Source organism: Pseudomonas sp. E45-MNA-CIBAN-0222 (genome assembly GCF_040310405.1).
In the GTDB taxonomy this organism is placed as follows: domain Bacteria; phylum Pseudomonadota; class Gammaproteobacteria; order Pseudomonadales; family Pseudomonadaceae; genus Stutzerimonas; species Stutzerimonas stutzeri_AC.
Map to the genome: position 1 here is coordinate 89149 of NZ_JBEOPU010000009.1, position 24463 is coordinate 113611.

Annotated in this window: 20 protein-coding genes; 16 read left to right on the forward strand and 4 right to left on the reverse strand. The window is 63.8% G+C overall.

From position 1 onward, the window contains the following. Positions 1 to 191 precede the first annotated feature (191 nt). From AAEZ08_RS14775 to AAEZ08_RS14810, 8 genes are all read left to right on the forward strand, one after another. Positions 192 to 1151 carry an AAA family ATPase gene (locus tag AAEZ08_RS14775; protein ID WP_058064626.1) on the forward strand — a complete coding sequence of 320 codons (960 nt, stop codon included), beginning with the start codon at positions 192 to 194 and terminating at the stop codon, positions 1149 to 1151. Further along, on the forward strand, positions 1151 to 2113 hold the full coding sequence (locus AAEZ08_RS14780) for a DUF58 domain-containing protein (RefSeq protein ID WP_003280731.1): 963 nt from the start codon (positions 1151 to 1153) through the stop codon (positions 2111 to 2113). The genes AAEZ08_RS14775 and AAEZ08_RS14780 overlap by 1 nt, the downstream gene beginning before the upstream one ends. Then, positions 2110 to 2604, forward strand: coding sequence for a DUF4381 domain-containing protein (locus AAEZ08_RS14785; RefSeq protein ID WP_003280730.1), 495 nt, complete (start codon positions 2110 to 2112; stop codon positions 2602 to 2604). Before AAEZ08_RS14780 ends, AAEZ08_RS14785 begins: the two co-directional genes overlap by 4 nt. Next, a complete protein-coding gene (locus AAEZ08_RS14790; protein WP_003280728.1) occupies positions 2597 to 3616 on the forward strand; it encodes a vWA domain-containing protein in 1020 nt (339 codons plus the stop codon). The genes AAEZ08_RS14785 and AAEZ08_RS14790 overlap by 8 nt, the downstream gene beginning before the upstream one ends. Continuing rightward, on the forward strand, positions 3613 to 5334 hold the full coding sequence (locus AAEZ08_RS14795) for a VWA domain-containing protein (RefSeq protein WP_500124622.1): 1722 nt from the start codon (positions 3613 to 3615) through the stop codon (positions 5332 to 5334). Before AAEZ08_RS14790 ends, AAEZ08_RS14795 begins: the two co-directional genes overlap by 4 nt. Further along, the gene (locus AAEZ08_RS14800; RefSeq protein WP_427703180.1) at positions 5331 to 6959 is read left to right on the forward strand and encodes a BatD family protein; all 1629 of its coding nucleotides are present in this window, start codon (positions 5331 to 5333) and stop codon (positions 6957 to 6959) included. Before AAEZ08_RS14795 ends, AAEZ08_RS14800 begins: the two co-directional genes overlap by 4 nt. Positions 6960 to 7128: 169 nt before the next feature. Next, positions 7129 to 8349 (forward strand): CmpA/NrtA family ABC transporter substrate-binding protein, encoded by a 1221-nt coding sequence (locus AAEZ08_RS14805; protein ID WP_181066940.1) that lies wholly within the window; start codon positions 7129 to 7131, stop codon positions 8347 to 8349. 13 nt (positions 8350 to 8362) lie between these two features. Beyond that, positions 8363 to 8941 carry an ANTAR domain-containing response regulator gene (locus AAEZ08_RS14810; protein WP_003280721.1) on the forward strand — a complete coding sequence of 193 codons (579 nt, stop codon included), beginning with the start codon at positions 8363 to 8365 and terminating at the stop codon, positions 8939 to 8941. Positions 8942 to 9059: 118 nt separating this feature from the next. Here AAEZ08_RS14810 and AAEZ08_RS14815 read toward each other — a convergent pair whose 3' ends face one another. Next, positions 9060 to 9251, reverse strand: coding sequence for a hypothetical protein (locus tag AAEZ08_RS14815; RefSeq protein ID WP_141566783.1), 192 nt, complete (start codon positions 9249 to 9251; stop codon positions 9060 to 9062). Between AAEZ08_RS14815 and AAEZ08_RS14820 the strand changes: the two genes are divergently transcribed. Together AAEZ08_RS14820 and AAEZ08_RS14825 are read left to right on the forward strand one after the other, a co-directional pair. Beyond that, positions 9244 to 9966, forward strand: a complete 723-nt coding sequence (locus tag AAEZ08_RS14820; protein WP_003280720.1) for a hypothetical protein — start codon at positions 9244 to 9246, stop codon at positions 9964 to 9966. The genes AAEZ08_RS14815 and AAEZ08_RS14820 overlap by 8 nt on opposite strands. Before the next feature lie 163 nt (positions 9967 to 10129). Next, positions 10130 to 10573 carry a thioesterase family protein gene (locus AAEZ08_RS14825; protein ID WP_003280718.1) on the forward strand — a complete coding sequence of 148 codons (444 nt, stop codon included), beginning with the start codon at positions 10130 to 10132 and terminating at the stop codon, positions 10571 to 10573. On the opposite strand, the gene AAEZ08_RS14830 is transcribed toward AAEZ08_RS14825, so the two are convergent. Further along, on the reverse strand, positions 10557 to 11507 hold the full coding sequence (locus AAEZ08_RS14830; protein ID WP_427703178.1) for a 1-phosphofructokinase family hexose kinase: 951 nt from the start codon (positions 11505 to 11507) through the stop codon (positions 10557 to 10559). The two genes, AAEZ08_RS14825 and AAEZ08_RS14830, sit on opposite strands and share 17 nt — an antisense overlap. Before the next feature lie 359 nt (positions 11508 to 11866). On the opposite strand from AAEZ08_RS14830, the gene AAEZ08_RS14835 reads away from it, so the two are divergent. Together AAEZ08_RS14835 and AAEZ08_RS14840 are read left to right on the forward strand one after the other, a co-directional pair. Then, a complete protein-coding gene (locus AAEZ08_RS14835; RefSeq protein WP_500124623.1) occupies positions 11867 to 13078 on the forward strand; it encodes a nitrate/nitrite transporter in 1212 nt (403 codons plus the stop codon). Between the two features lie 67 nt (positions 13079 to 13145). Further along, the gene (locus tag AAEZ08_RS14840) at positions 13146 to 14819 is read left to right on the forward strand and encodes a bifunctional protein-serine/threonine kinase/phosphatase (RefSeq protein WP_427703176.1); all 1674 of its coding nucleotides are present in this window, start codon (positions 13146 to 13148) and stop codon (positions 14817 to 14819) included. A gap of 3 nt (positions 14820 to 14822) precedes the next feature. Here the strand turns inward: AAEZ08_RS14840 and AAEZ08_RS14845 are convergent, their stop codons facing one another. Continuing rightward, complete coding sequence (locus tag AAEZ08_RS14845; protein ID WP_015276770.1) at positions 14823 to 15131, reverse strand: hypothetical protein; 309 nt, start codon at positions 15129 to 15131, stop codon at positions 14823 to 14825. A gap of 490 nt (positions 15132 to 15621) precedes the next feature. Here AAEZ08_RS14845 and nirB point away from each other — a divergent pair, with 490 nt between their 5' ends. The 4 genes from nirB (at position 15622) to cobA (ending at position 22013) form a co-directional block, all read left to right on the forward strand. Next, on the forward strand, positions 15622 to 18072 hold the full coding sequence (gene nirB, locus AAEZ08_RS14850) for a nitrite reductase large subunit NirB (RefSeq protein ID WP_500124624.1): 2451 nt from the start codon (positions 15622 to 15624) through the stop codon (positions 18070 to 18072). A gap of 24 nt (positions 18073 to 18096) precedes the next feature. Next, entirely contained in the window at positions 18097 to 18426 is a 330-nt protein-coding gene (gene nirD / locus AAEZ08_RS14855) for a nitrite reductase small subunit NirD (RefSeq protein WP_500124625.1), read from the forward strand. Between the two features lie 118 nt (positions 18427 to 18544). Continuing rightward, a complete protein-coding gene (locus AAEZ08_RS14860; protein ID WP_500124626.1) occupies positions 18545 to 21250 on the forward strand; it encodes a nitrate reductase in 2706 nt (901 codons plus the stop codon). 25 nt (positions 21251 to 21275) lie between these two features. After that, positions 21276 to 22013 (forward strand): uroporphyrinogen-III C-methyltransferase, encoded by a 738-nt coding sequence (gene cobA / locus AAEZ08_RS14865; RefSeq protein ID WP_181066945.1) that lies wholly within the window; start codon positions 21276 to 21278, stop codon positions 22011 to 22013. 86 nt (positions 22014 to 22099) lie between these two features. Here the strand turns inward: cobA and AAEZ08_RS14870 are convergent, their stop codons facing one another. Continuing rightward, a complete protein-coding gene (locus tag AAEZ08_RS14870; protein WP_102819607.1) occupies positions 22100 to 24454 on the reverse strand; it encodes an efflux RND transporter permease subunit in 2355 nt (784 codons plus the stop codon). Positions 24455 to 24463 lie beyond the last annotated feature (9 nt).

Here is a 24463-nt window from a genome sequence, read left to right on the forward strand (position 1 = left end):
GCTGGGGAAAGGCTCGTCGGTAGTGACTGACGGCACAGGACGAAGGTTCAAGGTTAGTCTAGTTGAGGGTTAATGCAGTAAAGTGGCGCTTCTCCTACAGCCACCTGCGACTGTCTGTAGCAGCCGATAGCAGGCAGCGGCCCGGACAGCCGTGGCTGCCGATTTGCCGCCCACCTGGAAGACTTGAAACGATGGATCACCGTGAATCGATACTCGCGCTGCGACAGTTCCTGTCCACCCAGATTCTAGGCCAGGAACGGCTGATCGAGCGCCTGCTGATTGCCTTGCTCGCCGACGGCCACATGCTCGTCGAAGGCGCTCCGGGTCTGGCCAAGACCCGGGCCATCAAGGAACTCGCCGAGGGTCTGGAGGCGGAGTTCCATCGTATCCAGTTCACTCCCGATCTATTGCCTGCGGACATCACCGGCACTGAAATCTATCGCCCGGAAACCGGCAGCTTCGTTTTTCAGCAGGGGCCTATCTTCCATAACCTGGTGCTTGCTGACGAAATCAACCGAGCGCCGGCCAAGGTGCAATCGGCGCTGCTCGAAGCGATGGCCGAGCGACAGGTCAGCGTCGGACGCAGCACCTACGATCTGCCGCCGCTGTTCCTGGTGATGGCGACGCAAAACCCGATCGAACAGGAAGGCACCTACCCGCTACCCGAGGCGCAGCTCGACCGCTTCCTGCTGCACGTGAAGATCGGTTTTCCTGACGCCTCGGTCGAGCGCCGCATCCTCCAGCAGGCCCGTGGCGAGGCGATCAATGGCGAGGCGGCACCGGAGCATCGGGTCAGCCAGCAGGCGATCTTCGCCGCAAGAAAGGACATCCTCGGCCTGTACATGGCCGATGCGGTGGAGGAATACCTTGTGCAGCTGGTAATGGCCACTCGCACCCCGGCGAAATTCGATACCGAGCTGGCCGAATGGATCGCCTATGGCGCAAGTCCGCGCGGCTCCATCTCGCTGGATCGCTGCGCCCGTGCCCATGCGTGGCTGGCCGGGCGAGATTTCGTCAGCCCTGAAGACATTCAGGCAATGCTCTTCGACGTACTGCGTCACCGCCTGATTCTCTCTTTCGAGGCAGAAGCCGCCGGAATCGATCAGGATCGTGTCATCCAGCGCATTCTCGATGTGGTCGCGGTGGCCTGATGCAACCGCAGGGTTCCACCACCGGGCAGCCGAGCGAGAAGGACTCCGGTATCCGTGTGAGCCTTGCCGAGCTCATCGATATGCGCCATCGCGTTCGTGAAGTACCGCTGTTCTCTACGCCACACCGACGTAGCCCCCTGGTGGGCCTGCATCATTCCAAGCTGCGCGGGCGTGGCGTGGATTTCGACCAGGTACGCATCTATCAGCCCGGCGATGATGTCCGCACAATCGATTGGCGCGTCACTGCGCGCACCCAGGAGCCGCATACCAAGCTCTTCCACGAAGAGCGTGAGCGGCCGATCTATATCGTCGTCGAGCAGAGTCCACGGTTATTCTTCGGCAGCGGCCGCCTTTTCAAGTCAGTGTTGGCGGCTCATGCGGCAAGCCTGATCGGCTGGGCAGCACTTAGCCACAATGATCGAGTCGGCGGCTTGGTGTTCGGTAGCGAGCAACAGGAGATCAAGCCGCGGCGCAGCAAACAGAGCCTGTTGCAGCTGCTCGATCGCGTCACCCGAGCCAATAATCACCTGCAACCGGACAGCCGACTCGACCCGGAAGCCTTCAGCATGGCCTTGCGCCGGGCTCGCGAAGTGCTGCGCCCGGGCAGCCTGTCGGTAATCCTCTGCGACGAGCGAACCCTGACAGACGCGGCAGAACAGCAGCTCAGCCTGCTCGCGCGGCATGTCGACCTGCTGTTGCTGCCGCTGTTCGACCCGCTTGATCGCGCCTTGCCTGCCGCCGGCCTGCTGCGCTTCAGCGAAGGTAATGCGCGGCTGGAACTGGATACCCACGATGCGGATCTGCGTCAGCGCTACCGCGAACTGGGCGAGGCGCGCAGTGGCCGTTGGCAACGACTGGCCGATCGCCTGCGGGTACCGCTGATGCCGCTCGATACCCAGCACGACCTGATCGAGCAACTGCGCGAGCACCTGAGCGTCCGCCACCCGAGCGCACGGCCATGAATCCGCTCGATCAACTTGCGCCGCTGATCAGCCCAGAACCCATCGTTTGGTGGCCTCCAGCGCCTGGCTGGTGGCTGCTGGGGCTACTGTTCGTGATCGTTCCTGCACTGCTCTGGCGTCTTCGCCATCGGCTGCTCAAGCGCGAACCTCGTGTTCAACCCGAGCCGCCGCTGGAACCTCAGCGCCAAGAGGCGCTCATCGAGTTGTCGCGGTTGAGCAAACCCTACGGCGGGCAACCGGCCAGCCAGTGGCTGCAGCAGCTCAACGGACTGCTCAAGCGACTCTGCCGCATTCGTTACCCCAACGATCATCCGCACACCCTCAGCGGGCGCGCGTGGCTGGCCTTTCTCGACAACCGTTGCCCGGCCGCCGGGCTGACGCGCTGGATGATCCTGGTCGAAGGCGCCTATCGGGCCGAGTGCCGCCTCGACGACAAGGCCATCGACGGCCTCGAACAATCCGTCGACATCTGGATTCGCAAACATGTTTGAACTGGCCTGGCCCTGGGTCTTCCTGTTGCTGCCGCTGCCCTGGGTGCTACGCGCGCTGCTGCCCCCCGCCGATAGCGGTGAAGCCGCCTTGAAGGTCAGTTTCCTAGACGAGTTGCAGCAGCTCTCCGGGCGCCGCGCCCGCGTCGCCCTGCCCGCCTGGCGCCAGCAATTGCCCTACCTCACGATCTGGCTATTGCTGCTGTTTGCTGCCGCCCGACCACAATGGCTCGGCGAGCCGCTGCCGCTGCCTACCAGTGGCCGCGATCTGCTGCTGGCTGTGGATGTATCCGGGTCGATGGATTACCCAGATATGCAATGGCAAAACGAGGAGCTGACACGGTTGGAACTGGTCAAGGTGCTGCTCGGCGACTTCATCGAGCAACGTCATGGCGACCGCGTTGGACTGATCCTTTTCGGCAGCAAGGCTTATCTGCAGGCGCCGCTGACCTTCGACCGCCGCACCGTACGTGTCTGGCTGGATGAGGCGCGCGTCGGCATCGCCGGCAGCAATACCGCCATCGGCGATGCCATCGGCCTGTCCGTGAAACGACTCAGGGATCGCCCGGCAAACAGTCGCGTGCTGGTACTGATCACAGACGGCGCCAGCAACGGCGGCGAGATCGACCCGCTGCTCGCCGCATCGCTGGCAGCCGAAGAAGGTGTGCGCATCCATACCATCGGCATCGGCGCCGTGCCGGAAGAAGGTGGTGTGCTCAGCCGCTTCGGCTTCAATCCCGGCCTGGATCTGGACGAACCCACCCTTCGCGCCATCTCCGAGCAGACCGGCGGCGAGTATTTCCGGGCCGCCTCAAGCGCTGAGCTGAAGGCCATTGGCGATACGCTGGATCGTCTCGAGCCGGCAGCCCAGCAGCCAACCCAGGCACGTCTGGCCGAAGCGCTTTACCTATGGCCGCTATCGGCTGCTTTGCTGATCAGCCTGTTGATGGTCGCTGCCAGTCTGTGGAGTGCACAGCTGCAACGCCTGGCATGGCGAAGGGAGCAGCGCCGATGAGCGAACTACTGCCCCACCTGCTGCGGCCCTACTGGCTGATCATCCTGCCACCGCTCATCTGGTTGCTGTGGCGGCTGTGGCACCGACAGCTGCAGATCGGCCGCTGGCAGCGTCTGCTACCCGAAGCCTTCCACGCCGACCTGCTGACCCGAGGCCGACTGCGCCACAGTCGGCTGCCGTGGTTGGTCCTGGGCCTGGCCTGGCTGCTGGCAGTCATCGCATTGCTGGGCCCAAGCTGGCAGCGTTTCGAGCAACCCAGCATCAAACGCAGCGATCCTTTGGTGGTGCTGCTGGAGCTCACACCTGCGATGCTCGCCAGCGACGCACCGCCCACTCGCCTGGAGCAGGCCAAGCGCAAACTGCTGGATCTGCTGGAGCGTCGCCAGGATGTACAGACCGCCGTAGTGGTATTCGCCGGCAGCGCCCATACCGTGGTGCCGCTGTCCGACGATCTGGCGACCACTCGCAACCTGCTCGATGCCCTGCATCCGGCGCTGATGCCCGAGCCAGGCCAGCGCGCAGATCTCGCCGTTGCCAAGGGCCTCGCGCTGCTCGAACAGGCCGGCCTGGGCCAGGGGCGCATGCTGTTGATCGGCAGCAGCCTGGATGAGCAGCAGCGTGGTGCCATCACCACCCTGCTGCAAGGGCGTGGTGAGCGTTTGCTAATCCTTGGCATCGGTACCGAGCAAGGCGCACCGATCGCCGGTGAGAACGGCAGCTTTCTCAAGGATGCCCAGGGCGCGATCCTCATCCCGCGTCTGGACAATGCCAGGCTGCAACGTCTGGCTGGCGAACTCGGCGGACGCTACCAGCAAGCGCGATTGGGTGACGGCGACCTGGAAGCCCTGGGCCTGTTCGATCAAGCCGGTACACTGCAACACGACGATGAGGTCACTCGCCTGGAGGCGTGGCTGGACCAGGGTCACTGGTTGCTGCTGCCTCTGCTCATGCTTGCCGCCTTGGCCGGCAGGCGCGGCTGGCTGTTCTGCCTGCCATTGCTCCTGTTGCAGCCGCAACCTGCCAACGCTTTCGAAATTGATGACCTCTGGCTGCGTCGCGACCAGCAGGGCCAGCGACTGCTCGAAGCGGAGCAGCCGGCAAAGGCCGCCGAGCGTTTTGTCGACCGTCGCTGGCAGGCCACAGCCCGCTATCAGGCAGGCGACTATACCGGCGCCGCAGAGTTGTTCGCCGAAGGCGATAGCGCCGCCGATCATTACAATCGCGGCAACGCCCTGGCCCGTGGCGAGGCGTTCGAAGCAGCCATCGAGGCCTACGATCAGGCACTGGAACTGCAACCCGACCTGCAAGCGGCGCAACACAACAAGACCCTTATCGAAGAACTGCTGCGCAGTCGCAAGGAACAACAGCCTGAGGCTGAGCAGGACCAGAATCAGCAGGACGAACAGGCCGAAGCGTCCCAGCCACAGCAATCACCCTCGCAAGAACCGGGCTCCGCAAGTACTCCTTCGCCTGGCGACACCCAAGGCGAGCCGGACAGCGAAGCCAGTGGCGCCGCGCAGCCCTCAACAACCGAAGCAGCGAAAGAGTCGGACGAAATGGATGCCTCCACAGCCCAGGCGCAACACGAGGCGCTCCCCGACCAGGAGCGACAACAGGCGATGGAGCAATGGTTGCGCCAGATCCCGGACGATCCCGGCGAGCTGCTAAGACGAAAATTCCTTTACGAACAACGCAAGCACCAGGAAACCAATCGATGATGCGCCTGATGGCTTTTCTTCTGCTTAGCCTGGTGGCCAGCCAGGCGGCTGCCGTTGGCCTGTTCGCCCGCGTGGACCGAACCCAGCTGAGCATCGACGAAACCTTCGAGCTGAGTCTGGAAAGCCAGGGCAGTGCGGTTTTCGGCAAACCCGATCTTGAGCCACTGGATGAGCTGTTCGAAGTCTTCGATACCCGCCAGGTCAATCAACTCTCCAGTAGCAATGGTGAAGCCCGTGCGATCACGCGCTGGCTGATCACGATGCGACCGCGGCAAACCGGCTATGTCGTGATCCCACCGTTGCAACTGGGCGAGTGGCGCAGCGAGCCGATCACACTGCTGGTACAGGAATCGTTGAAAAGCAGCGAAGGCGATCAACTGGCGCCGATCTTCATCGACGCCAGCGTCGATCAGGAAAGCGTCTACGTGCAAGCGCAGGTGATCCTTACGCTGCGCATCTTTCATTCGGTTTCACTGTACGACGACAGCACCCTGTCACCCTTGCAAATGCCCGAAGCCCTGGTAGAGCGCCTCGGCGAGTCACGCACCTACGAGAAAACCATCAACGGCATACGCCATGGCGTCATCGAAGTGCGCTATGCCCTGTTTCCGCAGAAATCCGGCGAACTGACCATACCCGCCCAGCTGTTCAGCGCGACCACTGTAACCAACGGCAGCAACTCACTGTTCGGCTCGCGTTCGGGGCGCTCGACCCAGGTACGCTCGCCAAGCATTCCACTGACGGTCAAAGCCAAGCCGGCGGACTATCCTGCCGATGCGCCCTGGCTACCAGCGCGAAGCCTGACGCTGGTTGAGGCGTGGAGCCCGGAGCCGGACCAGGCGCAGACTGGCGAGTCGCTTACCCGCAGCCTGCTGCTCAAGGCCGAGGGCCTGACCAGCACGCAGCTGCCTGCCATCGGTTCTGCGCAAAGCGCCGAGTTACGGCGCTACCCGGATCAGCCGAGCCTGGCAAACGAAGTCAGCGGCGTTGGCTTGGTCGGTAGCCGCGAGCAGCGTGAGGCGTTGATTCCAACCCGCAGTGGGGCGATACAGCTGCCCGCGCTTGAGGTGGTCTGGTGGAATACCGTGGAAGACCGGCTGGAGCGCACTGCCCTGGATGAACGCATTCTGGATGTCGCCGATAATCCGAATCTCGCGCAGACACCCACCGAGCAACCCGCGGTCACGTCGGTACCCAGCGAACAGCGAGCACTCTGGCCATGGCAACTGAGTACTGCGCTGCTTGCCCTCAGCACCCTCGCCGGCTTCGGGCTATGGCTGCATGCGCGCCGACAGCCTGCGGTGCAACGGGCACTCCAACCCGGCCCGACCCCGCGCAGCTTGCTCGACGATCTGCGCCGCGCCTGCCAGGCCAACGACTCCCAAGCCACTCGACAGGCACTGGACGCCTGGGCGCGGCAACAACCGGAGACCTTGGCCGACATGGCCGCCCGCTTCGTGCCACTCTCCGATGCTCTGGACGGCCTTAATGGCGCGCTTTACAGCGAAGCCGGCCAACGTTGGCAGGGCGAGGCTCTCTGGCAGGCAATCCAAGCCCTGCCTCCGGCGATCACTCCCAACATCGAACAGGACCAGAACGCCCTACCGCCGCTTTATCCGCGCTGATCCACGGCTTGCCATCAGGGGTCGACGCGGTGCATTCGCACAGCGCCGTGCACCATTTCTACGCTGGCATATCGCTTGCTTCAGGCTTGGTACAGACCATTCCTGAGCTGTCGCACAATTTGCTGCTACCTGTGCCGCACGCTCCGCAATCGAAAAGGCGAAACACAGTATGACTGAACCCGCCACGCCGCACCGCCACGATGCACTGGCCTGGGTCGCCGGCAGCGATGCACCGGAAAAGAGCTCGGTCAACCTCGGCTTCCTGCCCCTCACCGACGCCGCCTCGCTGATCGTCGCCGCCACCCAGGGCTTCGCGCAGCCCTTCGGCCTGACGCTCAACCTGTACCGGCAGAACTCCTGGTCGGCCCTGCGCGACAAACTTACAGGAGGCGAGCTGGACGCCGCCCATGGGCTCTACGGACTGATATACGCCGTGCATCTGGGCATTGGCGGCAGTCCCGCGGTGGATATGGCAGTGCTCATGGGTCTGGCTCAGAACGGGCAGAGCATTAATCTTTCGACATCGCTGAAGGCCGCCGGCGTGACCGATCCCGAGGCATTGCGCAATAGTGTGCGCCAAAGCGGTGCACGCCTGACGCTCGCGCATACGTTCCCGACCGGCACCCATGCACTGTGGCTCTACTACTGGCTGGCGGCCAATGGCATCCACCCGCTGCAGGATGTGCGAACGCTGGTGCTGCCACCGTCGCAGATGGTGGCGCATCTCCAAGCCGGACGCATCGACGGCTTTTGCGCGGGTGAGCCCTGGGGGGCGCAAGCAATAGCAGAAGGTGTCGGCTTCACCCTGGCAACCAGCCAGTCGATCTGGCCGAATCACCCGGAAAAAGTACTCGGCTGCACCCGCGAATTCGTCGAGCAATACCCCAACACCGCACGCGCACTGGTGATGGCGGTGCTCGAAGCGAGCCGCTTCATCGACCAGAGCCAGGAAAATCGCCGCAGTACCGCACAGCTGATTGCCGGGAGCGAATACGTCAACGCGCCGCTGGCTGCCATCGAGTCACGCTTTCTCGGCTCGTACCAGGATGGGCTGGGCCACGCCTGGAATGACGAACACCCGCTGCGCTTCTTTGCCGATGGCGCGGCTAACATGCCCTACCTGTCCGACGGGCTCTGGTTCATGACCCAGTTGCGACGCTGGGGCCTGTTGCGCCAGGACCCGGATTATCAGCTGGTCGCGAGCCAGGTACAGCAGACCGATATCTATCGACAGGCTGCCGGAGCGCTGGGCATAACCGTGCCGGAGTCGCCCATGCGCAGCGCAACGCTGATGGATGGCAAGACCTGGGACGGCAGCGATCCGGCAGCCTACGCCCGCAGCTTCCCGCTGCACGCCATGGCCGACCGCGCCGTGGCGACCGCACTTTGACGAGGGGGCCGGCATGTTACGCATCCTGCTGATCGACGACACCCCACGAAAGATCGGACGCCTGAAAAGCGCGCTGATCGAGGCCGGCTTCGAAGTCATCGATGAATCCGGCCTGACCATCGACCTGCCCGAACGGGTCGAGGCGATCCGCCCGGATGTGGTGCTGATCGACACCGACTCACCCGGCCGCGACGTACTCGAACAGGTGGTACTGGTGAGCCGCGACCAGCCGCGGCCCATCGTCATGTTCACCGACGACAGCGACCCCGGCGCCATGCGCCAGGCGATCCGCGCCGGTGTCAGCGCCTATATCGTCGAAGGCATCCAGGCTCAGCGGCTCAAGCCAATCCTTGATGTGGCCATGGCCCGCTTCGAAACCGACCAAGCGATTCGATCGCAATTGCAGGCCCGCGAGCAGCAACTTGCCGAACGAAAGCGCATCGAGCTGGCCAAGGGCATGCTGATGAAGATGCGCGACTGCAAGGAAGAAGAGGCCTATACGCTGATGCGCCGTCAGGCGATGAGCCGCCAGCAAAAGCTGATCCAGGTCGCCGAGCAGATCATCGCCATGAACGAGCTGCTAGGGCAGTAACCCTGCACGCCGGCAGTGCGCTGACCGGGCAAGCGCACCACCGGCGCGCGCATGTCGCGACCCCTCAACATAGACCGCGACAGAGCTACCAGCGCCGCCCCCCGCAATGGTGCAGATTTCAGCTGAAGAAGCAGTGAAATCGGCTGGATGGCAAGCGACTTGCTAGGTTGCACTGGCCGACCCAACGAAGGCGTCCGGCAAAGACGAAGGCGTCCTTTTCCGCATGTTCCGGCATGTCGGTTCGGACGCCTTTTTTGTTGCCCGCGCGGCAGTACCGGGCGCTCACTTCAGGGATTTTCAGAATGACCATCACTGCGACCTTGGCGATCGCCTGTGCATTGCTGATGCTAGGCCACTATCTGAACAACATGGCCAGCGCTCAACACTCTCGACGCGTTACAAACTTGCGCCTGCTGGCGGTTCAGGAAGACCTGGATATCCTGCGCCTGCTGCAACAGCATCGTGGCCTTGGCGTGCAGAGTGAACCTGCTGCGGTGGCGCTGCGTTGCGCGCTGGCAACCAGCCTGACGCAACGTCTGAAACTGCGCAGCACCCTGCCCGATCCATATTCGATCGCCGAAGGCTGGCTGGTTCTGCGCAACAACCCCGCCGATTTCGACGGGCACTGCGCCCTGATCGAAACCCTTATCGACGCGCTTGAACAACGCGCACCGATCTCGAGCGACGAACCCGCCCAGACCGCTCGTGCCTGCCGCGAACTGGAAGACGTGGCACGCCTGCGCGGCCTCAGCGTCGTCGCCTCGAGTCAGGGCGGTTGCACGCCAACCCTGCAGATTCGCTTGAAGTCGCTCTGTCGACGAATCGGAAAACATACTGATCTGGAACTGATGCGAATGGTCGGCAAGCTGGAGCGCAGTGTTATCCATGCCGCCCAACCGAGGCTGAGCCCACCCGAGTGTTTTGCCCTGGTAACCCCTTTCATCGACGCGCGCCTGGATTCGATCCAGCAGCGTCTGCAGGACAATGGAGCGCAAGCGCAGCATGGCTTGCATCGAGCGGGCTGACGGATCGAGGTTGCGGAGTCAGTCTCCGCTCCATTTGTGGCCGCCAACGCATGGCTACGTGCAGGTGCCCGCTACACCGTAGGGCCTCCAGTGGGCGCGCATCTAACCCCGACGAATGACACAGCGCTAGAATGCGCGCCTTCGACCGATTACCGAGCGACCCATGGCGCGCCTTACCCTGCATTTCCCGGAAGACCAGTACTGCTTTTCCACCCAGCTCACCGTGCGAATCACCGACATCAACGCCGGCAACCATTTGGCCAACGATTCGATGATCTCGATGATTTCCGAGGCGCGCGCACGCTTCCTGTTTGCCTACGGGGTAGCCGAAACCCGCCAGGACGGTGCCGGGATCATCGTGACCGACCTTGCCACGACCTACAAAGCCGAAGCCCATGCCCGTGATGCGCTGCTGTTCGAGGTCGGCGTGATGGATTTCAACAAGTACGGCGGCGATATCATCTTCCGCATCACCCGCCCTGCCGACGGCACACTGATCGCCATGGCCAAATCCGGTTTCGTCTTCTACGACTACGCCCAAAGCCGCGTCGTCGCTATGCCCGAGGCGTTCGCCGGCAAGTTTCCGCGGGTCAACCGGATCGACTAGGGGCGTCTGCCACAGATTGCAGCAACCGCTGGACATCCTCGCGATGACACAGCTCGGTGCCCGGACGCATCACCGTCGCGGCACCTGCGGCAATGCCCCGGCGCACTGCATCCTGTAGCGAGCGTGCCTCGGCCAGCGCCAGCACCATGGCGCCGAGCATGCTGTCACCCGCCCCCACTGCGCTGACCACCGGGACGTCCGCCGAGGGCAGGCGTTGCTGCTCATCGCCACAGGCGTACAACGCACCCTGGGCTCCCAGCGACAACACGACCACTTCGGCGCAGCCCTGAGCGATCAGGCGGCGCAGCGCTTCTTCCTGCTCGGCTTCGCTGGAGACGCGGTAGCCCATCATGCTGGAAAGCTCGTCGAGGCTCGGCTTCATCAGATACGCACCGCCCTGCCGGGCGGCGTGGCGTAACGGCTCACCGGACAGATCAACGACCAGCCGGGCACCGATGCCGCGCGTCAATGCCAGCAGCTCATCGTAGAAACCCAGGCCTACGCCAGGAGGAAAGCTGCCGCTCAGCACCACATACGCCGGCGCGGGCTGCAGGGCTGCCAGGCTATCGAGGCAACGCTGAAGCTCCTGCGCGGAAAGCGTCGGACCCGGCAACACGAAACGGTACTGCAGGCCTGAGCCCAGTTCATCGACAGTGAAGCTCTCGCGGGTATCGCCGGCGATGGATACCGCGCGATGCACCAGGCCCAGCTCGTCTAGCGAGCGCTGCAACAGCTCGCCGAACGGCCCTCCAGCCGGATAGATGGCCACCGCCCTGCCGCCGAGCGCCTTTACTACCCGTGCCACGTTGATCCCGCCGCCACCCGGATCGTGACGCGACAGCGAACACCGCAGCTTTTCGGTACTGATCACCCGCTGGGTGCTAACGGAAAGATCCATCGCCGGATTAAGAGTCAGGGTCGCAATCAGGGGCATTGGTCGCTCCTTGGCAAAAGCCGATCAAGACTAACAGCAAGCACGCCTGGGTTTTGCGAGATGCCTTTGCCCTGATTTGGCGCGCCGTTGCGCGCTATCTGTGCGCTTTGCCGCCGCGAAGTTCCTGTTAACCACGGCGAACGCACGAAACTGGCGGCTTCCGCAGGCTGGCACGCTAGATGCTAGTTCCGTTTCAGGCAGGCCAACGGCGGTCTGCGCACACGACAAAGGCGTCGCATCATTCCTGCTCCGGCAGGCGTGCTGCGGCGCCTTTTTGTTTTCCGCCTCGAAGATGGGGCGGATCGAGCAGCCCCTAGTAGCGGCCAACGCCGCGCCACGAAAGCCCTGGAGCCAATCCAATGAGCACGAGTTTCTGGAAAGCCGGCCACACGCCGACCCTGTTCGCCTCCTTCCTCTACTTCGACCTTAGTTTCATGGTGTGGTACGTGCTCGGTCCGCTGGGTGTGCAGATTGCCGCCGATCTGGGCCTGACCACCCAGCAACGCGCCTTCATGGTTGCCACGCCAATTCTCGCAGGCGCTGTGCTGCGCCTGGTGCTGGGCATCCTCGCCGATCGCACCTCGCCGAAAACTGCAGGCTTATTCGGCCAGAGCGTCGTCATCGTCGCGCTGTTCGTCGCCTGGCTGCATGGCATCCACAGCTACGAGCAGGCGCTGCTGCTCGGCCTGTTCCTCGGCATGGCCGGCGCGTCCTTCGCCGTGGCGCTGCCGCTGGCCTCTCAGTGGTATCCGGCGGAGCATCAGGGCAAGGCCATGGGCATCGCCGGCGCGGGCAACTCCGGCACCGTGCTGGCGGCGCTGTTCGCGCCGGTGCTGGCGGCGATTTTCGGCTGGAACAACGTATTCGGCCTGGCATTGATCCCGCTGGTGCTCACCCTCATCATCTTCGCCAGCGTGGCGAAGAACGCGCCCAACCGCCCGGCGCCGAAGTCGCTGGCCGACTACATGAAGGCACTGGGCGACCGCGACAGCTGGTGGTTCATGTTCTTCTACAGCGTGACCTTCGGCGGCTTCCTCGGCCTGGCCAGCACCCTGCCCGGCTATTTCCACGACCAGTACGCCTTCGACCCGGTCAAGGCCGGCTATTACACCGCCGCCTGCGTGTTCGCCGGCAGCCTGCTGCGTCCACTCGGCGGCGCCCTGGCCGACCGCATCGGCGGCATTCGCGCGCTGCTGGTGATGTACACGGTCGCTGCCATCTGTATCGCCGCGGTTGGCTTCAACCTGCCCAGTTCCACGGCTGCGCTGGCACTGTTCGTGGTCGCCATGCTCAGCCTCGGTGCCGGCAATGGAGCGGTGTTCCAGCTGGTGCCGCAGCGTTTCAACAAGGAAATCGGCGTGATGACCGGGCTGGTCGGCATGGCCGGCGGTATCGGTGGCTTCCTGCTCACCGCCGGGCTGGGCGCGGTCAAGCAGTCCACCGGCGATTACCAGCTCGGCCTCTGGCTGTTCGCCAGTCTCGGTGTGCTCGCCTGGTTCGGCCTGCATGGCGTCAAGCGTCGCTGGCGCACCACCTGGGGTTCGGCGGCAGTGACCGCGGCGCGGGTGTGATGCCCACGCAGATCCTGCAGGGCGCGAATATTGCTCTGCTGCAGTACGCAATCATTCGAGAGCGACCATGCCCCTGCGATTGAGCTATGGCGAGGCCAGCGCCGCCGGACCGCGCCCGGAAAACCAGGATGCGATACGCATCGTCACCCCGGCGCCTGGGCTGGCGACTGGCAAGGGCTATCTGTTCGCCCTGGCCGATGGCGTCAGCCAGTGCGCCGATGGCGGGCTGGCGGCCCGCGCGACCTTGCAGGCGCTGGCCTTCGACTATTACGCGACGCCGGAGACCTGGGCCGTCGCGCAATCACTTGACCGCGTGCTGGTGGCGCACAACCGCTGGCTGCAGGCCAACGGTGGTAGCCAGCCGCTGTTGACCACCCTCACCGCGCTGGTGCTGCGCGGTCGCCGCTTCACCCTGGCCCATGTTGGTGACTGCCGCGCCTATCGCTGGAACGGCATTCAGCTTGAGCGGCTCAGCGAAGACCATGTCTGGGAGCAGTCGGGCATGCAACATGTGCTCAAACGCGCCATGGGCCTGGATCAGCATCTGGTGGTGGACTACCTCGACGGCGAGCTGCAGGAAGGCGATAGCTACCTGCTGCTGAGCGATGGCGTCTGGTCGTGCGTCCCCGAGCGCGACATCGCGCATATCCTGCACGATCAGCCTGACCTCGGCGCCGCAGCACGGGCGCTGGTCAATCTGGCGCACCAGAGCGGCAGCCAGGACAACGCCAGTGCATTGCTACTGCGCGTCGAAGCGCTGCCCGAAGCGGTGCTGGCCGACGCCCTCGCCCAGCTCGATCATTGGCCGTTACCGCCGAAGCTGCGCCCCGGCCAGCTGTTCGAGGGCTGGCAGGTGAATGCACTGCTGCACGAGTCGCGGCAGTCGCTGATCTACCGGGTGCTGGATGGCCAGGGCCAGCCGTGGCTGTTGAAGACGCTGCCACCCAGCCGACAGGACGAGGCGGACGCCGGGCCGGCGTTGCTGCAGGAAGAGTGGTTCATGCGCCGGGTCGCCGGACGCAACTTCGCCGAACTGCATCCGCTGCCAGAACGCCAACACCTCTATTACGTGCAGCGCGAATACAGCGGGACGACCCTGGCGCAACGCTTCGAACGAGACGGCCCGCTGCCACTGGCCGATCTGCTACAGGTCGCGTCCCGGCTGATCCGCGCAGTGGGCATGCTGCATCGGCGCAACATCCTGCACCGTGACATCAAGCCGGAAAACCTGCTGCTGGGTGAGGACGGCGAGCTGCGTATCCTGGATTTCGGCCTGGCGTTTTGTCCCGGGCTGTCTCGCGACCTGCCCAATCACCTGCCCGGCACCCCAAGTTTCATTGCCCCGGAGGCTTTCACGGGCGCAGAACCCAGCGCAGCACAGGATCTCTATGCGACCGGCGTGACGCTCTATTACCTGCTGACTGGGCACTACCCGTACGGCGAGATCGAAGCCTTCCAGCGTCCGCGTTTCGGCAATCCGACACCGGCCAGCCGCTATCGCCCGGACGTGCCGACCTGGCTGGAGGAAAGTCTTGGCCGCGCGGTTGCGGTCGATCCACGGCAGCGCTTCGAAACCGCCGAGCAATGGCTGCTTGAGCTGGAACAGGGCGAGCAGCGCAGCGCCAGTCTTCGACCACGCCCGCTGCTCGAACGCGAGCCGCTGAAGGTCTGGCGCGGCATGGCACTGCTGTCGCTGCTGCTCAACCTGCTACTGATCGTGCTGCTGATAAAAGGTGCGTGACGCTCAGCGACGGGTAATCAGCCCCTGGCGCGCCACCCGGGTCAGCTCGCGCACGCATTCTTCCAGGCGCTCAGCGGTCGGTGCCTGAATGACGGCCAGATCGAAGCTGTCGGTGGCGAAACGTGCCAGCGACTCGTCGGCCGTGGCGAACTGGATAAGCAGGGCGCGGGATTTGCGATGGCGTCGCGGCCACCCTTCGAGGTAGCGCAACAGGGACGGTTGGTGAGTACCACCAAGAAGGATTTTCGGATTGCTGGGGTGCAGGCCGCTGGTGATCGGGGCCAGGCGCAACTGGGCGTGCTTTGCGTTCATCAATTCAACTTCCGCCTCGAGGATTCCGCTGGGCAGCGGTGGGAGGCGACACCGGAACCAGCGCTTTAGCGGTATTTCGAAGCCATCGGCTCCAGGCGCCCCGCAAGTAGCTGACTAAATCGGCGCATGGGCGAAACTTTAGAAAGCCGGCCACGGCCTGTCAACGGCGTTTTTGGAGTCGCCTCCAGGGTGCTTCGCACCATCAGGGCGCAAGCCGCTGCATATCAGTGCAACGATGCTCCCCGGCCAACGCCCCATCAACCGCTCAAGCCCTTGAAAATTGGTGTATTTGCAAGTTGGCACAACCTCTGCAAAGCAGAACCTCGAAGAATCATTACGACCTGACCCTCAACGTGGAGCGGCAGGTCTCCCGATAGAGCGGGACACGGACAAAGGCGTCCTCACTGGGTAACCGGTGGGACGCCTTTTTTTGTTGTTGAAAATTTTGAGCAGGCCGGACGGCATACATCGACTGGCACGGAGAACGGGCATGAAAAAACTCAAACTGGTGATGATCGGCAACGGCATGGCCGGCGTGCGGACCCTTGAGGAACTGCTCAAGCTCACCAACGAGCTCTACGACATCACGGTGTTCGGCGCCGAGCCGCATCCCAACTACAACCGCATCCTGCTCTCCCCCGTGCTGGCCGGCGAGCAGCAGTTCGAAGAGATCGTGCTCAACGACCTCAACTGGTACGCCGAGAATGACATCCACCTCATGCTCAACCGCAAGGTGGTGAGGATCGACCGGGTCAAACGCCGGGTCATCGCCGATGACGGCAGCGAGGCCGAATACGACCGCCTGCTCATAGCCACCGGCTCCAATCCGTTCATCCTGCCGATTCCCGGAAAGGACCTGCAGGGCGTGATCGGCTACCGCGACATCGCCGACACCCAGGTGATGATGGAAACCGCCAAGACTCACAAACATGCGGTGGTCATCGGTGGCGGGCTGCTCGGCCTGGAGGCGGCCAACGGCCTCAAGCTGCGCGGCATGGACGTCACCGTGGTGCACATCGGCGACTGGCTGATGGAGCGCCAGCTGGACAAGACCGCCGGCACCCTGCTGCAGAGCGCGCTGGAAAGCCGCGGCCTGAAGTTTCTCCTGCCCAAGCACACCGCCGAACTGCTCGACAACGGCGAAGGCCGGGTCTGCGCGGTCAAGTTCAAGGACGGCGACGTGATCCCCGCCGATCTGGTGGTGATGGCCGCGGGCATCCGACCCAACAGCGAACTGGCCGAACAGGCCGGTATCCCTTGCAACCGCGGCATCCTGGTCAACGACACCCTGCAGACCTATGACCCACGCATCTATGCCGTCGGCGAATGCGCCAACCATCGCGGCACGGCCTATGGCCTGGTCGCGCCGCTGTTCGAACAAGCCAAGGTCTGCGCCAACCACCTGGCCATGCTTGGCTTCTCCCGCTACCTGGGTTCGGTTACCTCGACCAAGCTCAAGGTCACCGGCATCGATCTGTTCTCGGCCGGCGATTTCATCGGCGGCGACGGCACCGAGACCATCACCCTCTCCGACCCCATCGGCGGCGTCTACAAGAAGCTGGTGATCAAGGACGACGTACTGGTCGGCGCCTGCCTGTACGGCGACACCGCCGATGGCGGCTGGTACTTCCGCCAGGTACGCGAGGGCCAGAACGTGGGCCAGATACGCGACCACCTGATGTTTGGCGAGGGCGCCATCGGCGATGCTGGCCATCAGGGCCAGAGCAAGGCCATGTCGATGCCGGACGACATGGAGGTCTGCGGCTGCAACGGGGTGTGCAAGGGCACCATCGTCAAGGCGATCCAGGAACACGGGCTGTTCTCGGTGGACGAGGTGAAAAAGCACACCAAGGCCGCCAGTTCCTGCGGCTCCTGTGCCGGCCTGGTCGAGCAGATTCTGATCAACACCGTGGGCGGCGCCGCCGACGTCAAGCCGAAGAGCGAAAAAGCCATCTGCGGCTGCAGCGACCTCAACCACGGTCAGGTGCGCAAGGCCATTCGCGAGCACCACCTGACGAGCATTCCAGCGGCCATGGCCTTCATGGAATGGCGCACGCCGAACGGCTGCGCCACCTGCCGTCCGGCGCTGAACTACTACCTGATCTCCACCTGGCCAGGCGAAGCCAAGGACGACCCGCAATCGCGCTTCATCAACGAGCGCGCCCACGCCAACATCCAGAAGGACGGCACCTACTCGGTCATCCCGCGGATGTGGGGCGGCGTCACCAATGCCGCCGAGCTGCGGCGCATCGCCGATGTGGCGGACAAATATCAGGTGCCGATGGTCAAGGTCACCGGCGGCCAGCGCATCGACCTGCTGGGTATCAGGAAAGAAGACCTGCCGGGTGTCTGGAAAGACCTGGATATGCCCTCCGGTCACGCCTACGGCAAATCCATCCGCACCGTGAAGACCTGTGTCGGCAGCGAGTTCTGCCGCTTCGGCACGCAGAACTCGACGCAGATGGGCATCGACCTGGAACACGCCCTGTTCAACATGTGGTCGCCACACAAGGTCAAGCTGGCCGTCTCCGGCTGCCCGCGCAACTGCGCCGAATCCGGCATCAAGGACGTCGGCATCATCGGCGTGGACTCCGGCTGGGAGCTGTACATCGGCGGCAACGGCGGCATCAAGACCGAGGCCGGCGAGTTCTTCGTCAAGGTGAAGAGCGCCGAGGAGGTCATGGAGTACAGCCTGGCGTTCCTGCAGCTCTACCGCGAGGAAGCCTTCTACCTCGAGCGCACCGTGCACTACATGCAGCGCGTCGGCATGGACCACATCAAGAAGGCCGTGCTGGACGACGCCGAGCGACGCAAGGCGCTGCACCAGCGGTTGCTGTTCTCGCTTTCCTTCGAGCAAGACCCGTGGCAGGAGCAGCTCTCCAAGCCGCAGCTGAAGAAGGAATTCGACCGCATCGCCGTCAAGCAGCTGGAAAACGCCTGAGAACCTGATCTGGAGAGACACCGCATGAACTGGCTCGATATCTGCGCACTGGATGAAATCAACCCGCTCGGCTCGCGCATCATCGCCGGCCCCAAGGGCGATATCGCGATCTTCCGCACCTCCGACGATCAGGTCTTCGCCCTCGACGACCATTGCCCACACAAGGGCGGCCCGCTGTCGCAGGGGATCGTCTACGGCAAGCAGGTCGCCTGCCCGTTGCACAACTGGCAGATCGATCTGGCCAGCGGCGAGGCCTTGGCGCCGGACGTCGGCTGCGCCCATCGCCACGAGGCACGCGTCGAGAACGGGCGCGTGCAGCTTTCGCTGAATGCGCGCAAAGAGTGTGCGGCATAAGACCTACCCGTAGGGTGGGCTTCAGCCCACCGAGCCACTCGTGGCGAAAGCCGGATTACCGGTGGGCCCAAGCCCACCCTGCAGCCGAAACCGACGATACTTTCCTGGAGACGACGCCATGCGTATGACAACCGCCTCGACCTGCTGCTACTGCGGTGTCGGCTGTGGCGTGCTGATCGAGCACGACGGCGAGCGCATCCTCGATGTGGCCGGCGACCCCAGCCATCCGGCCAACTTCGGCAAGCTGTGCAGCAAGGGCTCGACCCTGCACCTGACCGGCGACCTCGACGCTCGCGCGCTTTATCCCGAGCTGCGTCTGGGCAAGGGCCTGGCCCGCAGCCGCACCGACTGGGACAGTGCCCTGGAGCACGCGTCCAGCGTATTCGCCGAGACCATCCGCGAACACGGGCCGGACAGCGTCGCCTTCTATGTCTCCGGCCAGCTGCTGACCGAGGACTACTACGCCTTCAACAAACTGGCCCGCGCCTTGGTCAGCACCAACAACCTGGATTCCAACTCGCGGCTGTGCATGTCCTCGGCGGTGGTCGGCTACAAGCGCAGCCTGGGCGCCGACGCCCCGCCCTGCTCCTACGAAGACATCGAGCAGGCCGATTGCCTGCTGATCGCCGGCAGCAACATGGCCTACGCGCACCCGGTGCTGTTTCGCCGCCTGGAAGAGGCCAAGGCGAAGCGGCCGGAGATGACCATCATCGTCGTCGACCCGCGGCGCACCGACACCAGCGAGCTGGCCGACCTGCACCTGCCGATCCTGCCGGGCACCGATGTCGCGCTGTTCCACGGCCTGCTGCATATCCTCATGTGGGAAGGCTGGATCGACCGCCGCTTCATAGATGCCCATACCGAGGGCTTCGACGCTCTGAAAAGCCTGGTGCGCGACTACACCCCAGCGATGGTCGCCGACCTCTGCGGCATCTCTGTAGATGATCTGCAAACCTGCGCACGGCTGATCGGAAGCGCGCCAGCCTTCCTCTCCCTGTGGTGCATGGGTCTGAATCAGTCTACCGCCGGCAGCGCCAAGAACAGCGCGCTGATCAACCTGCACCTGGCCACCGGGCAGATCGGCAAGCCAGGCGCCGGCCCTTTCTCGCTCACCGGCCAACCGAATGCCATGGGCGGCCGCGAAACCGGCAGCCTGTCCAATCTGCTGCCCGGCCACCGCGACGTAGCCAATGCCGAACACCGCGCCGAAGTGGCGGACTATTGGGGTGTCGAGCAGCTGCCCAAGCAGCCTGGACTGTCCGCCATCGAGCTGTTCGAGGCGGTGCGCGCAGGCAAGATCAAGGCGCTGTGGATCGCCTGCACCAACCCGGCGCAGTCGCTGCCGGACCAGCAGAAAGTGCATGAGGCCCTGGCCGCCTGCCCCTTCGTCGTGGTGCAGGAAGCCTTCTTCACCACCGAAACCTGCCGCTACGCCGACCTTCTGCTGCCGGCCGCGAGCTGGGGCGAGAAGGAAGGCACGGTGACCAACTCCGAGCGCCGCATCAGCCATGTACGTCGCGCCGTGCCAGCGCCCGGCGAAGCCCGTGCGGATTGGGCGATCACCTGCGATTTCGCCCGGTGTCTGGAACGTCACCTACGTCCCGGCGAGCCGAGCCTGTTCGCGTTCGAGAATGCCGAAGCGCTGTTCGAGGAGTACAAGCCGCTCACCGCCAATCGCGATCTGGACTACAGCGGCCTGGGCTACGCACTGATCGATACCCTCGGTCCGCAACAATGGCCGTTTCCGCCGGGTAGCGAACAGGGCACCGCGCGGCTGTATGGCGACGGTGTGTTCCCCACTGCCAATGGCCGCGCGCGCTTCATCGCCGAGCACTACCAGGCGCCGAAGGAAAAGCGCGAGGCGCGCTATCCGCTGACGCTCAATACCGGCCGACTGCGTGATCAGTGGCACGGCATGAGCCGCACCGGCACCGCCGCACGACTGTTCGGTCATGTCGAGGAAGCACTGCTCGGCATGAACGCCGAGGACATGCGTCGCCGGCGTCTGCTGGACGGCCAGCTGGTGAAGGTGAAGAGCCGTCGCGGCAGCCTGATCCTCCCGGTACAGAAGGACGAAAGCCTGCGCGCCGGCCAGGCGTTCCTGCCGATGCACTGGGGCGATCGCTTTCTCAAGGGGCTGGGCAGCAACGTCCTGACCCTGGCCAGCGTCGATCCGCTGTCGAAGCAACCGGAACTCAAGCACGCCGGCATCGAAGTCGAACAGGTCGAATTGCCCTGGCAGTTCTTCGCGCTGGTCGAGGGTGATGTGCAGCGACGTTTCGAGGCACTGCGGCCATTGTTCGAGACCTTCGACTACGCCAGTTTCAGCCTCGGCGGACGCGAGCGCTCGGCATTGCTGATCCGCGCAGCCCGGAACGCGGCGCCAAACGCTGCCGAGCTGGACGCCATCGACCGCCTGCTCGGCCTCGACGAAGGCCCGGTGCTGGCCTATGACGACCCGCGTCGTGCAGTCGGCAAGCGCGTACGCATCGAGGACGGTCGCATCGTCGCCCTGCGCCTGGCCGGCGAAACCGCCGCCCGGCAGTGGCTGCGCGGGCTCTGGGAAAGCGGCAGTGCCGACGCCGAACTGCGTCGCTGGCTGCTGGCGCCCCTCAGTGCGCCGCCTGGCGGCGCGACGGTCAGCACCGACCGCACCCTGTGCAACTGCATGAACGTCAGCCAGAACAAGGTCCGTGCAGGCATCGAGCGCGGTCTCGATCTCACCGGCCTCAAGCAGGAACTCGGTTGCGGCACCAGCTGTGGCTCCTGCGTGCCCGAAATCAAGCGTCTGCTGGCCAGCCAGCCGGAACGCGCACTTCTCTGATACCAACCAAGACGAGGATTACCCCATGAGCGCAAAAGTCTGGCTGGTAGGCGCCGGCCCTGGCGATCCGGAACTGCTGACCCTCAAGGCCGTGCGCGCGTTGGGCGAGGCACAGGTGGTGATGATCGATGACCTGGTCAACCCCGCCGTGCTCGAACACTGCCCCAAAGCACGCATCATCCCCGTGGGCAAGCGCGGCGGCTGCCGCTCCACGCCGCAGGCCTTCATCCACCGTCTGATGCTGCGCTACGCCCGCCAGGGCAAGTGCGTGGTGCGCCTCAAGGGTGGCGATCCGTGCATCTTCGGCCGCGGTGGCGAAGAAGCCGAATGGCTGTCGGCGCACGGCATCGAGGTCGAACTGGTCAACGGCATCACCGCCGGCCTGGCCGGTGCCACGCAATGCGGCATCTCGCTGACCCAGCGCGGCGTCGCCCGCGGCGTCACTCTGGTCACCGCACACACGCTCGACGACAGCAGCCCGGAATGGCAAGCGCTGGCGAAAAGCGGCACCACGCTGGTGGTGTACATGGGTGTGAGCAAGCTGGAACAGGTGCAAGCCGGGCTCTTGGAAGGCGGCCTTCCCGCCGGCACGCCGGTGGCGATGATCGAGAACGCCTCAATGCCGCAGCAACGCGAGTGCCGTTCGAGCCTGGCCGGCATGTGCCGGGATGCATTGACCTTCAAGCTAAAGAGTCCGGCCATTCTGGTGATCGGCGAAGTGGCCGCGCAGGCTGCCTTCCAGGCCATCAGCCAGAGCGCCTGACCGTAGCCCTATCGCCGAGCGGAACAACGCGATAGCCATAAAAAAACCGCGGCCCTAGGGCCGCGGTTTTCGTTATTGCGTGATCATCACGCCTTCTGACGCAGCTTCTCCGGATTGATCAGGAAGCGGGCCAGGGCCGGCAGCAGCCAGATCGCCCCGACCATGTTCCAGAGGAACATGAAGGTCAGCATCATGCCCATGTCGGCTTGGAACTTGATGTCCGAGAACACCCAGGTAACCACGCCGATCGCCAGGCACACCCCGGTGAATATCACCGCCTTGCCGGTGGATTTCAGCGTCTGGTAGTAGGCCTCCTGCAAGGTCATGCCTTGGCGCAGGAACGACTCCAAACGGCTGTAGATATAGATACCGTAGTCCACACCGATACCCACACCCAACGCGATCACCGGCAAGGTTGCCACCTTGACGCCGATCCCCATGAAGGCCATCAGGGCGTTGCCAAGGATCGAGGTCAGCACCAGAGGCAGGATCACGCAGAGCGTCGCGGCCAACGAACGGAAGGTCAGCAGGCACATGAAGCTCACTGCTGCGTAGACCGCGATCAGCATCGTGATTTCCGACTCGGCGATGACCTCGTTGGTGGCTGCCTCGATGCCCGCGTTACCCGCCGCCAGCACGAACTCCAAACCTTCGCGGTTGTTTTCCTCGGCGAAATCCTTCGCCGCGGCGACCACATGCTCCAGGGTTTCAGCCTTATGGTCGTTGAGGAACACCAGCACCGGCGCAAGCGAGCAGTCGCTGTTGTACATGCCTTCGGCGCGGGCGATGGAGTTGTTCAACACATGCTGGTTACGCGACAGCGTTTCCCATTTCAGGCTGCCCTCGTTCATGCCCTTGATGCCCTGGCGCGCAACCGAGACCATCGAAACTGCCGACTGCACGCCCTCGGTGTTCTGCATCTTCCACATCAGCTCGTCCATGGCGGCGAGCGTGTCGTAGTGCGAGCAACCTTCCGGTGCTGTCTTGACCATCACTACCAGCACGTCGGAACTGGTCGAGTAGTTGCGAATGACAAAGTCGTTGTCCAGGTTGTAGCGCGAATCCGGATGCAGCTCCGGGGCGCCCTGATCGAGATCGCCGATCTTCAGGTTCTGGCCGTACCAGAGACCACCGACCAGCGCCATAACGGCGATGGTGATGGAGATTGGCGCAACCGTAGGGCTGGCAAAGTTGGACAGTGCGCGCCAGAACGGATGATCGCGCGAGGCCTCTTCACGAGCCTGCTTGACCGCCTTCTGGCTGATGCCCATGTAGGAAATCGCTACCGGCAGCAGGATCAGGTTTGTCAGGATGATCACCGCCACGCCCAGCGACGCGCCGATGGCAAGCTCACGGATGACGCCGATATCGATCAGCAACAAGGTTACGAAACCTGCAGCATCCGACAGCAGCGCCACCATGCCGGGGATGAACAACTGGCGGAACGCCATTCGCGCTGCCGTCACCGGATCTTCCGTGTATCCGGATGCCATGGCGATGCCGTTGATCTTCTGCACGCCGTGGGAAATGCCGATGGCGAATACCAGGAACGGTACCAGCATCGAGTACGGATCGAGCCCGAAGCCCAGCGTATGCAGCAAACCGAGCTGCCAGGTCACCGCAATCAGCGTGGTGATCAGCACCGCGATGGTGCTCTTCAGGCAACGGGTGAACCACAGCAGCAGCACGAAGGTGATGCCGATGGCGACGATGAAGAACAGCGCGACACCGACCAACCCATCGATCAGGTCACCGACCTTCTTGGCGAAGCCGATGATGTGCACCTTCACATTCGGGTTCTGCGCCTGGTACTTCTCGCGGATCTTCTCTTCCAGCTCGTGGGAGAACTTCTGGTAGTCCAGCTTGATCTGCCGGCTCTGGTCTTCCGGGTCCGGGTAGGACTCCAGCAGCGGCACATCGATGATGCTCGACTTGAAGTTGTTCGCCACCAGACGGCCGATCTGACCGGACTTGAGGATGTTGTCGCGCAGATCATCCAGGCTTTCGGGCGAGCCGTCGTAGGTCTGGGGAATCACCTCGCCACCAGCGAAGCCTTCCTCGGTAACCTCGGTCCAGCGGACGTTGGGACTCCACAGCGACTTCATGTTGGAGCGGTCGACGCCGCGGATATAGAAGACTTCGTCATGGATCTGCCGCAGCGTCTCCATGTATTCCTTGGAGAAGATATCCCCGTCAACCGCCTCTACGGAAATCCGCACGGTATTGCCGAGGTTGGCCAAATCATTCTGATGTTCGAGCATCTTCTGGATGTACGGATGCCCCAGCGGAATCATCTTCTCGAAGCTGGTCTGCGGCCGAACCTGCGCCGCCTGATAAAAGAGGAATGCGCTGATCAGCAGGCAGAGAACCACGACTGCCGGCCGGTTGTTGAAGATCAGGCGCTCGAGGAACGACGCCGGCTTCTGTTGGTGCTTGGTCATGCAGACTCT

What these genes read in the sequence shown, in the direction of transcription:
- AAEZ08_RS14805 (WP_181066940.1), top strand. Translation starts at nt 7,129, where the DNA reads ATGACTGAACCCGCCACGCCGCACCGCCACGATGCACTGGCCTGGGTC.
- AAEZ08_RS14825 (WP_003280718.1), top strand. Translation starts at nt 10,130, where the DNA reads ATGGCGCGCCTTACCCTGCATTTCCCGGAAGACCAGTACTGCTTTTCC.
- AAEZ08_RS14840 (WP_427703176.1), top strand. Translation starts at nt 13,146, where the DNA reads ATGCCCCTGCGATTGAGCTATGGCGAGGCCAGCGCCGCCGGACCGCGC.
- AAEZ08_RS14785 (WP_003280730.1), top strand. Translation starts at nt 2,110, where the DNA reads ATGAATCCGCTCGATCAACTTGCGCCGCTGATCAGCCCAGAACCCATC.
- AAEZ08_RS14810 (WP_003280721.1), top strand. Translation starts at nt 8,363, where the DNA reads ATGTTACGCATCCTGCTGATCGACGACACCCCACGAAAGATCGGACGC.
- AAEZ08_RS14820 (WP_003280720.1), top strand. Translation starts at nt 9,244, where the DNA reads ATGACCATCACTGCGACCTTGGCGATCGCCTGTGCATTGCTGATGCTA.
- AAEZ08_RS14780 (WP_003280731.1), top strand. Translation starts at nt 1,151, where the DNA reads ATGCAACCGCAGGGTTCCACCACCGGGCAGCCGAGCGAGAAGGACTCC.
- AAEZ08_RS14860 (WP_500124626.1), top strand. Translation starts at nt 18,545, where the DNA reads ATGCGTATGACAACCGCCTCGACCTGCTGCTACTGCGGTGTCGGCTGT.
- AAEZ08_RS14870 (WP_102819607.1), bottom strand. Translation starts at nt 24,454, where the DNA reads ATGACCAAGCACCAACAGAAGCCGGCGTCGTTCCTCGAGCGCCTGATC.
- nirD (WP_500124625.1), top strand. Translation starts at nt 18,097, where the DNA reads ATGAACTGGCTCGATATCTGCGCACTGGATGAAATCAACCCGCTCGGC.
- AAEZ08_RS14845 (WP_015276770.1), bottom strand. Translation starts at nt 15,131, where the DNA reads ATGAACGCAAAGCACGCCCAGTTGCGCCTGGCCCCGATCACCAGCGGC.
- AAEZ08_RS14830 (WP_427703178.1), bottom strand. Translation starts at nt 11,507, where the DNA reads ATGCCCCTGATTGCGACCCTGACTCTTAATCCGGCGATGGATCTTTCC.
- nirB (WP_500124624.1), top strand. Translation starts at nt 15,622, where the DNA reads ATGAAAAAACTCAAACTGGTGATGATCGGCAACGGCATGGCCGGCGTG.
- AAEZ08_RS14835 (WP_500124623.1), top strand. Translation starts at nt 11,867, where the DNA reads ATGAGCACGAGTTTCTGGAAAGCCGGCCACACGCCGACCCTGTTCGCC.
- AAEZ08_RS14800 (WP_427703180.1), top strand. Translation starts at nt 5,331, where the DNA reads ATGATGCGCCTGATGGCTTTTCTTCTGCTTAGCCTGGTGGCCAGCCAG.
- cobA (WP_181066945.1), top strand. Translation starts at nt 21,276, where the DNA reads ATGAGCGCAAAAGTCTGGCTGGTAGGCGCCGGCCCTGGCGATCCGGAA.
- AAEZ08_RS14775 (WP_058064626.1), top strand. Translation starts at nt 192, where the DNA reads ATGGATCACCGTGAATCGATACTCGCGCTGCGACAGTTCCTGTCCACC.
- AAEZ08_RS14815 (WP_141566783.1), bottom strand. Translation starts at nt 9,251, where the DNA reads ATGGTCATTCTGAAAATCCCTGAAGTGAGCGCCCGGTACTGCCGCGCG.
- AAEZ08_RS14795 (WP_500124622.1), top strand. Translation starts at nt 3,613, where the DNA reads ATGAGCGAACTACTGCCCCACCTGCTGCGGCCCTACTGGCTGATCATC.
- AAEZ08_RS14790 (WP_003280728.1), top strand. Translation starts at nt 2,597, where the DNA reads ATGTTTGAACTGGCCTGGCCCTGGGTCTTCCTGTTGCTGCCGCTGCCC.